Consider the following 10130-nt stretch of genomic DNA (forward strand, 5'->3'; position numbering starts at 1 on the left):
AATTAACCCCCTTCCTGATCTTTACGGTAGCTAATAACCTGAAAACCAACCGGGTTTATCAGGCGATCATCCACCTTGATTGGCTCTTTACGGTAGACGAAAGAGACAGTAGCGGCCCAATGGGTTGTTGCTGGCATTTCACCGTCTTTCTTCACGGTGGCCGTGTAGCGTACTAACGCTGTATACACCGTTTCACCGAACTGATCCTTCTCGCCCTTCTCTGGTTTCACTCCACCTTTACCGTTTAGGTATGTAATGGCGGGATTGACCTTAATATCAACCTCAGTGGTTTCACCATAAATCTTGATTGGCGCGTAAGGGTTAACTTTGGGATTGGTGTAATCAGCGTACTGTTGCTGAATGGCCCCGTCTGACAACATGCCAACCTGAAGGCGATCATCTTCGCGGGTGTTCCAGTGATACCCTTCGCGGTGGCGAAGATACTTAGCCAACCAGTAACGGCTCATCACCTGTTCGGTAGTCTCATCCATGTTTTTCAGGTTGCTGATCACCTCAGTTTCGCCGGTGGTGTCATTAACGCGAACAATTGAATTTTCAATTGTTTTTAGAGGCATCATTGTAGAAATTGCAATCGCCTGAACAATTACAACACCAGTCATAGCCCAAAATGCCGACCAAGCTCTACGGGCTGATTTCTTTTCTCTGACAATCTCAGATTCATCCCAGCTTTTAGCCTCATCAAAGTAATCCTTGTCGGTTACTTTTTTTTCTTTGGCAGGGGCTGCTTTTTTATTGGCCATGCGCAAACTCCTTCAGTTGCTGAACCTGTTTCTTATTTACGTCCTTGTACTTCGAGCTGACGGCATTAATCTGTTCTTGCGTAACCATTGCCGGGTTAATCGGAACCATGCCGCGCCCATCGTCTACAGCTTCAGCCGGTGGCGGTGGCGTGAGAGTGCAAGCCCCAAGGGTGAAAGTGAGTGCGATTACTGCTAGAGATTTCTTCATTCAATCGCTCCTTATCAAGTTGCGTTACATTGATAATCAAAATATACCATTTCGATTATCATAACGCAAAAAAATGATGAGGGGAATTTCCCCTTCATCATTCGATTTGTGCGTTTTATGTACAATAAAAAGGCTTCACTACTATCCTTGTGCGACTGAATTACCACCAAAGCGTTTTTGATAGGAGGCATAAGCCGCTTGACCACCGCGAACGGGGGAAGTCAGGGCGCGTTGAGTCGTCTTAACTTCTCGGTTAACGTTCTGCATACCGCGTTTCATTGCTGTTGGCCGTAACGCATTCATGGCAGAGCCGAACGCGCCTTGCGTGGCCATGGCCACACCGCCGCCTAATGCTGAAGCGATAGAAGGAACTTGCCTTACCACTAAAATGCAAAGCGCAAATACAAGGCATAACATCGCCGCATCCCCTAAGTTAGCCATATTGGCCGCTGCGCTTTCTGTTGGTGCCATCTTTGAAATGTAGGTGTCACCTAACGAGATCATCAGCGAACCTACCGATGCCGAAAGAATCAGCAGAATGCCAAAGTTGCATACCATCGCTAACCAAGCTTCAAAGAAGCGCTGCGTGGTGTTAAATAGCAGTGCAATGATGAACAGTGGCCCAATCCCTAGCAGGATGGTTATCATGAACTTTGACAACAAGACCAAGAACGCCACAAACAACGTCAATCCACACCCAACAACCAGCACAATCAGGGCTATCAGATACAAACCGAAGTTTCCGTTCATGACCCCGCCCTTATCCCATGCAGCTTTGGCCACATTGAATATTTTGGTAAAGAGCGCATCCAGCGTGTCGGCTGTTGTTCCCGTTGTACCGGAAACCACCGCTGAAATGTGTTCCGGGCCTTTTTGTAGGACGTTAACGACCACATCCATATAAGTACCGACCGTTAAGCCCAGCGCGACAATCCCACCAATACGAATGATGCGAAAGACGCCATCGCGTACCGGTTCATCAACTTTGGCGAACATCATCAGAATGCCCCACATGGCAATCCAGACGATCATCATGCTGGTGAACAGTGGCGAGGCATAACCAATTACATTACCGACCGTATCGGTAATGTAGGTTGATAACGCCGAGTCAACGTTGGCAAAAATACGGACAAATAAGTTTGTTCCCGTACCCATAACCGCCCCCTTCCCTTACCAATTATTAATGTGGCGCAATGAGCCACTAGAGGCTTTTTGTTCCGCAGCAATGGCATTTTTACAGTTTGGCGTATTGCCAAGCTCGCCGGGGTTATCACTACAACGCTTAACGGTTTCGGCCCGTTCTGCATTGTGGTTAGAGAACCATTCAACGGAATGCGTTTCTTCTTTGTCGAAGCATCCGGTAAGCGCAAGGCTTACCAGACACACCGCGCTTATTTTTCGTGCGCACGAAAAAAACATAGTTACCTCTACCAGTTCACATTACGCAGTGAGCCAGATGATTGAACGGCCATCTGTTTAACCTTCTGTTGGTACAACGCATCGTTTGCCTGCGCTGTTTGCTGGAGAACCTGCAACTTACCAACTTCATTTTGTAAAAAGGCTTGTTCGGCCCCAATCCGCGCGTTTAAATCCATCACTTCTTTGGGGTCGGTTGCCGTATTTACCCGGCGTACCAAACCTGATAGCTCAGTAAAACGAGATTGTGCTTGTTCAAGCGAGCGGGAAGCTTGGCCAGCATAGGTGGCGGCGTTTTTTGCTGCCGTGTCGTAAAGTTCGGCCACGTCTTCAGGAAGCTTAAAATCACTGGCTGAATTAATGCCGCTATCACGTAAAATGCTGTCGGTATTGATGCCACTCAGGGCGTCAGTGTCATATTGGGAGTTGATTACATTAGCCAACCCACGTGCGCTGGTCATGGATTCATACTGTTTAACCTGCTGTTTAAACTGGTTTTCAAGCTGTTTAATTTGCTCAACATATTTGGCCATGTCCTCAAGATGTGCTGTCCATGCTTGCGGGTCTGCAACTACACTCACAGGAACGCCAGCATAGCTAACGGCATTAAGGCTTCCTGCAATGGCCAGCACTAACGCTAATTTTTTCAGTTTCATAATTGTATTCTCCATTAATAATCAGGCAGCTACGCGCTGTTTATGGAACTCTGGCAACCAGACTTTAGGATCATCCCCTACTTGTTGCATGATGCGTTCCAATAGTTCCACGTTGTCAGCCGTTCCAGAGATAACGGCTAGTTCGTCGCTAAACCCTGCAAGGTCGAGCTTGGCGATCACTGAATTATGGCCATGCTTAATAAGGAACTGATGAGAGCCGGGGGCCATGTCGGTTTTGATTAACTGGTACTCACGTTCTGTAAGTTTGAAGCCTTTAACGTAATCATCCCAATCAGCTTTAGGGTTAGGCATAAAGACCATCGTTGCGCACTGTTCAATGATGCTGTACCCAATAGCGGATTTAAGAACGTCTTTAGCTGATTGAGTGCCAAACACCATTAACCCGTTCAATTTACGGATGGTTTTCAGGCCGTTTTGTGCAAAGTCTTCAAAATATTCATCCAACAATAATTTCCAGAACTCATCCATGAAAATCATCATTCGACGGCCATCAATAATTTGAGAAATACGATGGAACAAATACATGATTAATGGCGTTCTGATCTCGGCGTTATCAAGGAAGTCCGTAACGTCAAAACCAAACATTGTGTTATTACTAAAATCAATGTCGTCTGTTTCGTTATCGAATACCCAAGCTAATGTTCCATTGCCACACCACTTGGCCAGACGAGCGCCTACACCTTCTGGATCTGTTGGGTCCATAAAGTCAAGGCAGGCAGAGATCCGGCGTAAGTGTTTCGGTAGGCGCATAACTCCGCGAACGGTATTACTAATGTCAGTATCCTGAACGGTCGTGAAGGAACCCCCGGCACATTTTTTAACTATCTGCTCAAGGAGCTGATAAGTATCTTCGGAAGGTTCCATTTGGAACGGGTTACAGCCAGTGCGGGCACCATTCTTAAAAGGCAAATAAACGCCGCCTTCTGCTCTTACATAGATTTCTAACCCACGATCTTTATCGAAGATAATTTGAGTAGGGTTAAATTTCTTACTTTGAGCCATCAAGAAACCTTGCGTTACGGTTTTACCGGAGCCTGAAGGCCCGATAATTAACGTATTCCCTAGGGCTTTTTGTTCCTCTTTTGTTTCCTGAATGCTACCCGCCCCCTTTTCCGCTTCCAGTTGCGCTAGTTTTCTGGCCTTCTCGGCGCTTAACTCGCTATGGAAATTGAAATAATAGGGAGCGCCAGAAGTAGTTTTAAGTAGCGTTACCGATGGCCCCCACTGGTTGCCGGTTCTGCGGCCTGTTGGGTAGTTGTGAAATGAGGAAAACCCCGCAAAATTACGTGAACTTATGGGGGCTGGCCTTGCCCGGTACTTAAAGTTTCCGGGCAACATAGACCAGAAAGCAGACTCTATAGCCCAATCTTCACGCGACACGATCATGTTGCAATCGACCAGCTCGGCTTTAGCGTCAGAAAGATTTTTCTTCAGGCTTCGCGAATCTTTGGCCAGAATCGTTAGGGCTAAATGATGTTCACCGAATACAAGACGGCCTGAAGTTAAATCATCAAGTGCGTCGTCGATCTCTTCCATTTGCGTTTTGGAAAAGTCACCGGCGTTTTTCATTCGGCGTTGTGTTCTGCCTAATAATTCAGTCGCAACCGGCTTACTTAAAAAGTTGAACGACTGCGACAAAATTAACGGGAATGGCGCGGATAAGAACGCATTCATTAAGCCCGCTTCGGTGCCTTCTGGATATTCACCAATGCTCAGGACTGCGCCCACGGTGCTTTCAGTGACGCCCCTAACTTCAAAGGCATCTTCACCAAAGAACGGACGATCAAAAGGCAACGCTTCAGAGAGTACCTTGCGAGGTAAAGCGCGAGGAATCCACTCAAGATTTATCAGGTAAGATAAAAACTCTAATACTTCAGAGTTTTTTATACCCTTTCTGTCATAACACCCTAAAACCCGCGCCCCATAATGTTTTAGGCTACTGGTGACGGTGTTAACCACTTCGTGTAACCCTTCAATAGCTTCAGCCTGTATACGTTTAATAGATTCAACATTTTTTTCAAAACGCTGAAGGAGATTAACGCCGGGAATACCTGAAGGGCGATAAAGAACTGTAAGATACAGCTCGTTTACCATCATGTTATTTTTACCAACATGATTTTTGTATTTGTTATTTAGTTGTTCAGCAAAGCTACCTTCTTCAAACTCCCCGCCGGGAAATGTATTTTCTTCACGGCGAATAATGTTTGTCCAAAGAGATATATTTGGTGAGGCTATATTTTTCAACAGCCCATTAAGTTGTTCTTTCCAGTTAATCACATCTTCTGGATCTGCACTTTCATGGGCGCGGCCATCAATCTTAATTACCTGAAGATAATAGCCACTGGTAGTTTTAATGGTGTTTTCGTCAAGGTGAACAGAATAAGGGATAAACTCAGCAACAGAGTTTTCATTCACCCATTGGCGTGATTTTGTCGCAGTTGCATTACTCATTCTGGCATTTTCCTTCTTTTGCGAGTGCTAACGAGTGGTGAGGCTGTAGCCGCACCCCAATAACGCCACCCAATGGAACGGCACTTAGTTGCAAACCATAAAGATATGAGCCTGAAAAAACGGGGGTCTTTCAGGCAAATTAGGTAGCAAGCACCGTGTAAAGGAACATACAGAGGCAACAACCAAATGCTATTTGCAGCGAGAAAAATCACTCCAGTTGTAGCGATACAGAAAATTATTGCCTCGTATGTTACGCCCCACACAAGTGAGGGGCGTGTAGCACCGGCAAAGAGAACATCTTTTCCTGATGCCATGACGCTCTCCTTACTGGACTACAGCAATGATTGCGTCGGCAATAGACGCCGCACCAAATACCAGCACGATACCGCCGATAGCAAACCCAGCATTACGGGCTTGAAGACGTCCGGCCCATGCTAAGTAACCCAATACGGCGATCGCTAAGATTGCGCAAGAACGGGCAATGCCTGACGTTAAGAGATCAATTAACCACTGAAGCCCTTGGTTAATTGGATCGCCACCGGCTGCGTGAGCGAAACCCGGTAACATCATCAAACCCAACATTAGCCAAGTGGTAGAGGCAATCTGACGGGTGAAGGTTTTTACATTTGCCATGCTTTAATTACTCCATAAGTTGTAACTCAATGATCGGGACTTTCCCGTACTTACTGTTAATGTGTTTCACTAACCTGTCTAAACTCGACCACACTCGCGGCGTCTTCCTTTGTGTCTCTAATAAAAGATCTCCTCCTTTCCACGAAAGCTGTACGCGGATGCTAAATTTTCCATCTTCACCCTGTACCAGCATCATCTTCTTTACTGACTGATTCCCAAGGTTATCAATCAGTTCTGGTTCTGTTATCGTTTCGTTGTTCATGTCAATATTCTCGATTGGGGATTCCAAAGTTCGAGAACATTTTAAATGCTTTGCGCAAAAAGTCTTTTTCTTCATTCCTCCCCCCACCGGCACAATCAAAATATAGCATATTGATAATCAGAACACTACTTTTTGATGTTACTTTTTCTCGAAGTTTGGCTTTCCGTTCACAGCATCAAATTTTGATGAGCAACCGGGGTAGCCAGAGCAGCCGAAAAAGTCATACCCTTTTTTGCCGCCGGTGGCTGGTTTTTTACGCCGGATAAGAGGCTTTCCACAGTCAGGACATTTAAAGCCTGAAGCTTCTGGTTTGGGCTTTGGTTTCCCCGGTTTCCCTGCTGTATCTGGTAACGTGGTAGAGCAATCTGGATAACCGGAGCAGCCCCAAAAGAAGCCGGTAGCCCCTTTTTTGCGGAAAAGAGCCTTGCCGCAATTTGGACAGGGGTATTGAGGTGCAACGTCAATTTTCAGGTGGCTAAGTTCTGATTCCAGACGTTCATAAACAGAGCCAACAACGTTTTTGTAAGATGTCTGGCCATGGGCGACTTTATCCAGCTCGCCCTCCATAGCGCGTGTAAAGTCGTACTCGATAAAGCTAAAGCCGCCTTTAACCAAAGCATCAATAACTAATGCACCGGTTTCAGTAGGCAAAAGATATTTGTTTGCGCTATCCGATTTGACGTAACCACGGCGCATGATGTTTTCCATAATCGCCGCGTATGTACTTGGTCGCCCAATGCCTAACCTTTCCAGTTCTGCGATAAGTGACGCTTCAGTAAAGCGGCTGGGGGCGCGGGTTGTCTTACTTAATACCTTCCCACTTTCAGCGGTGAGGTGCTGGCCACGTTGCAAAGAAGGGATCGGGTTCTTAGGTTTCTCTTCCTTTTTGCCATCATCGGCTTCGGTATCGTCTTTAAACAACGTTGTCCATCCGGCATACGTCAACGTTCGGCCTTCAGCCTCAAACTCAACTGGTTTTTCGCCGCTATTGTCAGTAGCCCGGAAGCGGGCCACGCGAACGGCGTAGCGAGCTGATTCTAATTGACAGGCAACAGCGCGATCCCATATCAGGCGATAGAGAGCTTTTTCTTCTGGCGTACTCCCTGCTTCTTCAACGTCAAAATGTGATGGTCGTATAGCTTCATGCGCTTCTTGTGCATCACCTTTTGCTTTCCATGTGCGAGGTTTAGACGCCATAGGTAAGCCCTTTGCTTTGCAGAGTTGGTATATTTCAACCAGAGCATCATCAGAAAGGTTGGGGTTATCGGTACGCATATAAGTTATATGGCCTTGCTCATATAATTTTTGCGCGGTTGTCATTGTTGCTTTTGGCTTCATCTTTAATTTATTAGATGCCGCCTGCTGTAATGTTGAAGTGATAAAAGGCGCAGGAGGTGCTTTTGATGCGTTTTTCTCTTCATAAGAAATAACGTCAACTTCCCGGATGGCGGCTATTTCTTTAGCAAAGCCTTCATCCATGAAATATTCGCTACCTTCGGCCAAGAAAGGTTTTACATCCCATTCAGCAAACCAATCTCCTGCAAAATTAAGTCTTACGCCAAAATGGGAGGTAGGCTTAAAGTTTTGAATTGCACGTTCACGCTCAAGAATAATACGAACGGCGGGGCTTTGAACCCGGCCAGCGGATAACCCTTGTCGCCCACTCATTTCTGACAGGCGCGGCGAAACCATGTAACCAACAAGGCGATCAAGGACTCTTCGCCCTTCTTGTGAGGCTACCATAGGAATATTAATTGCCCTTGGTGACGCCAGAGCTGCTTTGATAGCGCGAGGGGTGATTTCAGCGAACGTTACCCGCTGCGGGTTCTCAAGCCGTAGCGCCTGTTTCAGATGCCATGCAATGGCTTCCCCTTCCCGGTCTAAGTCAGTTGCGAGGAAAACAGCATCACTATGCTGAACGTCCTGTTTAAGCTTGGCCAAAACCTCTTTGCCGCGCTCAGTGGCCACATACGTTGGTTTGAAGTCAGGTGCGGCAACTCCAATATCTTTTTCTGGTAAATCTCTGACATGGCCCACACTGGCGGCGACTTTCCAACCATCGCCAAGGATCTCGCGTATTTTCTTAACTTTCCCCGGAGATTCCACAATCATTAATTTCATGGCTGCACCCCTTCATTTTGATAAACGCTTTTGGATGGCGTATTTTTAGAAAATACATTCCATTCGGCGTTACTATTTTTCTGGAACTTTGCAGTTCCGTATACATCCCATTTTTTAGGCTCAGGCACAGCGGAAGCAGTTAATTGAACCGGGGAAGAGTTAGACGGGCCACCTTTATTAATACTGGCGTAGAAGGCATGATCTTTAATGATCGCTGATGGTGCGGAACCACCGAAATTAGTTAAACCTTTAGATACTTTTCCTGCTTTTTCTCTGTCAGCTACAATTGCGGGGTTCTGGAAAAATAACCCACCATTGGTAATATCAGGCAAGTGACCTTCTAACGCCAAATTGATGATGGTCTGTACTTGCGTATATTGTGAAACGGTTACGGAAGGTAACTTTTTCCAGTCACCACCAACTTTGGTAACTGGCTCAAATTGCTTAGGGCTGTTTACTACGTCCGTCACAGTCTGGCCAAACTGACCGCTAAGACGCCGGTTAATAATCGTATACACAACGCCAGCTAAACCCGAATCACCTTGATTGGCCGCTTCGGCTATGGCAACACGTGCAATAGCATCCCTGTCCTGATCGGTGAGCTGTACTTTTTGCAACTGCTCACGATACATCGCCGCTGCTGATTTACATTCTTGCTCACTAACAGGGTAAGCCTGTTCTGCTGGGCTACCTGTACCAAAAGTTAAAGCGGCGCAGGTTGCCAATATTGAAAAGAGTTCCATCACATCCCCTTAGTTTTAAACGCCATAAGAAGGTTAGAAACCCTTACGAACAGTGCCGTAGGCGCTATTTATTTTGTTAATCCAGCCTTCATCCTCACTGGTGCATTGTTGTAGAAAAGCGCCGCGAGCTTCTTTAGTTGCGCTTTTTTTGAACTTGCCCTTCTTGAATTTGACTATCGAAAAGTAATCATTAACTGCTGATTTGCACTCTGATCCGCCGTCATTGCCGGTCAGCATACCCGCGAGGCATAAAACCGCTTTACAAGGGTCTTTTGCTTGGGCTGGCATGGCAGAAATAAGAGTCAACCCCAAGGCTACAGCGATAATTTTTACCGTGTTCATGGTACTTCTCCTTAATTCATTTTTTATCAAAATTGCATCTTTCGATAATCAATATACACCATATTGATGATAATGGAAGAGTTGATTTTCCTTCGTATGCACGAAAAATAGTCGAATATTTCTTGATGGGTAGGCCATTTTGGCCTATCATTAGCGTATGGGATTTATACAAAAAGGGGATTGTGATGAGAACATTCAAAGGGGTAAGTGACCAAACCCGGAAGCCGATAAGTAACGTTGTTCCGATTCGTCCGGGTGGGGGTGTAGCTTCTAATGATGATGATAGTGGTGTTACGAAAGCTAAGTGGATCGCTGGGGCGGCGGCAAAAGGCTTAGGAAGCGTTTTGCGCTCCCTAAGCTTTCTCATTATGTTGTGGCTACGGTTGCCAGTTCGCCTGTTGTTGATTGCCACATCTGCTATGGCTTTTATTGGCGTGGTTCTCTGTCTCGTTATTTTTAGCGACCGTTCCATGGTTCCGGGCTTCATCATAATTGGCCTTGCTTCTACGGCTCTTG

At 46.2% G+C, this 10130-nt stretch carries 13 protein-coding genes; 1 reads left to right on the plus strand and 12 read right to left on the minus strand.

The features are described from left to right. Positions 1-2: 2 nt before the first annotated feature. The 12 genes from ACEQFP_RS16050 to ACEQFP_RS16105 form a co-directional block, all read right to left on the minus strand. Positions 3-761 carry a virB8 family protein gene (locus ACEQFP_RS16050; RefSeq protein ID WP_015505602.1) on the minus strand — a complete coding sequence of 253 codons (759 nt, stop codon included), beginning with the start codon at positions 759-761 and terminating at the stop codon, positions 3-5. Further along, positions 751-969, minus strand: coding sequence for a hypothetical protein (locus tag ACEQFP_RS16055; RefSeq protein WP_000748928.1), 219 nt, complete (start codon positions 967-969; stop codon positions 751-753). Before ACEQFP_RS16055 ends, ACEQFP_RS16050 begins: the two co-directional genes overlap by 11 nt. Positions 970-1110: 141 nt before the next feature. Beyond that, entirely contained in the window at positions 1111-2124 is a 1014-nt protein-coding gene (locus ACEQFP_RS16060) for a type IV secretion system protein (RefSeq protein ID WP_029741800.1), read from the minus strand. Positions 2125-2139: 15 nt separating this feature from the next. Beyond that, positions 2140-2388, minus strand: a complete 249-nt coding sequence (locus ACEQFP_RS16065) for an EexN family lipoprotein (protein WP_000466217.1) — start codon at positions 2386-2388, stop codon at positions 2140-2142. An 8-nt stretch (positions 2389-2396) separates the two neighbouring features. After that, positions 2397-3041 carry a type IV secretion system protein gene (locus ACEQFP_RS16070; protein WP_000768506.1) on the minus strand — a complete coding sequence of 215 codons (645 nt, stop codon included), beginning with the start codon at positions 3039-3041 and terminating at the stop codon, positions 2397-2399. Between the two features lie 21 nt (positions 3042-3062). Continuing rightward, the gene (locus tag ACEQFP_RS16075) at positions 3063-5513 is read right to left on the minus strand and encodes a VirB4 family type IV secretion/conjugal transfer ATPase (RefSeq protein ID WP_036983236.1); all 2451 of its coding nucleotides are present in this window, start codon (positions 5511-5513) and stop codon (positions 3063-3065) included. Beyond that, a complete protein-coding gene (locus tag ACEQFP_RS16080) occupies positions 5510-5827 on the minus strand; it encodes a type IV secretion system protein VirB3 (protein ID WP_000146200.1) in 318 nt (105 codons plus the stop codon). Before ACEQFP_RS16080 ends, ACEQFP_RS16075 begins: the two co-directional genes overlap by 4 nt. Positions 5828-5837: 10 nt before the next feature. Continuing rightward, positions 5838-6146, minus strand: coding sequence for a TrbC/VirB2 family protein (locus tag ACEQFP_RS16085; protein ID WP_000024420.1), 309 nt, complete (start codon positions 6144-6146; stop codon positions 5838-5840). Between the two features lie 7 nt (positions 6147-6153). Further along, positions 6154-6483 (minus strand): hypothetical protein, encoded by a 330-nt coding sequence (locus ACEQFP_RS16090; RefSeq protein ID WP_029741797.1) that lies wholly within the window; start codon positions 6481-6483, stop codon positions 6154-6156. 63 nt (positions 6484-6546) lie between these two features. Beyond that, positions 6547-8529: a type I DNA topoisomerase gene (topA, locus tag ACEQFP_RS16095; protein WP_036983237.1), complete on the minus strand. Its 1983-nt coding sequence runs from the start codon at positions 8527-8529 to the stop codon at positions 6547-6549. Further along, on the minus strand, positions 8526-9272 hold the full coding sequence (locus ACEQFP_RS16100) for a cell wall hydrolase (protein WP_015505596.1): 747 nt from the start codon (positions 9270-9272) through the stop codon (positions 8526-8528). The genes topA and ACEQFP_RS16100 overlap by 4 nt, the downstream gene beginning before the upstream one ends. A gap of 33 nt (positions 9273-9305) precedes the next feature. After that, positions 9306-9614 carry a TrbM/KikA/MpfK family conjugal transfer protein gene (locus tag ACEQFP_RS16105; protein WP_001098859.1) on the minus strand — a complete coding sequence of 103 codons (309 nt, stop codon included), beginning with the start codon at positions 9612-9614 and terminating at the stop codon, positions 9306-9308. A 185-nt stretch (positions 9615-9799) separates the two neighbouring features. Here ACEQFP_RS16105 and ACEQFP_RS16110 point away from each other — a divergent pair. Then, positions 9800-10130: hypothetical protein (locus ACEQFP_RS16110; RefSeq protein ID WP_202821126.1), on the plus strand; the 331-nt coding region annotated here is incomplete at its 3' end.

Source organism: Edwardsiella sp. A.80236, from assembly GCF_044540725.1.
In the GTDB taxonomy this organism is placed as follows: Bacteria; Pseudomonadota; Gammaproteobacteria; order Enterobacterales; family Enterobacteriaceae; genus Edwardsiella; species Edwardsiella tarda.

What these genes read in the sequence shown, in the direction of transcription:
- ACEQFP_RS16050 (WP_015505602.1), bottom strand. Translation starts at nt 761, where the DNA reads ATGGCCAATAAAAAAGCAGCCCCTGCCAAAGAAAAAAAAGTAACCGAC.
- ACEQFP_RS16055 (WP_000748928.1), bottom strand. Translation starts at nt 969, where the DNA reads ATGAAGAAATCTCTAGCAGTAATCGCACTCACTTTCACCCTTGGGGCT.
- ACEQFP_RS16060 (WP_029741800.1), bottom strand. Translation starts at nt 2,124, where the DNA reads ATGGGTACGGGAACAAACTTATTTGTCCGTATTTTTGCCAACGTTGAC.
- ACEQFP_RS16065 (WP_000466217.1), bottom strand. Translation starts at nt 2,388, where the DNA reads ATGTTTTTTTCGTGCGCACGAAAAATAAGCGCGGTGTGTCTGGTAAGC.
- ACEQFP_RS16070 (WP_000768506.1), bottom strand. Translation starts at nt 3,041, where the DNA reads ATGAAACTGAAAAAATTAGCGTTAGTGCTGGCCATTGCAGGAAGCCTT.
- ACEQFP_RS16075 (WP_036983236.1), bottom strand. Translation starts at nt 5,513, where the DNA reads ATGAGTAATGCAACTGCGACAAAATCACGCCAATGGGTGAATGAAAAC.
- ACEQFP_RS16080 (WP_000146200.1), bottom strand. Translation starts at nt 5,827, where the DNA reads ATGGCATCAGGAAAAGATGTTCTCTTTGCCGGTGCTACACGCCCCTCA.
- ACEQFP_RS16085 (WP_000024420.1), bottom strand. Translation starts at nt 6,146, where the DNA reads ATGGCAAATGTAAAAACCTTCACCCGTCAGATTGCCTCTACCACTTGG.
- ACEQFP_RS16090 (WP_029741797.1), bottom strand. Translation starts at nt 6,483, where the DNA reads ATGAAGAAAAAGACTTTTTGCGCAAAGCATTTAAAATGTTCTCGAACT.
- topA (WP_036983237.1), bottom strand. Translation starts at nt 8,529, where the DNA reads ATGAAATTAATGATTGTGGAATCTCCGGGGAAAGTTAAGAAAATACGC.
- ACEQFP_RS16100 (WP_015505596.1), bottom strand. Translation starts at nt 9,272, where the DNA reads ATGGAACTCTTTTCAATATTGGCAACCTGCGCCGCTTTAACTTTTGGT.
- ACEQFP_RS16105 (WP_001098859.1), bottom strand. Translation starts at nt 9,614, where the DNA reads ATGAACACGGTAAAAATTATCGCTGTAGCCTTGGGGTTGACTCTTATT.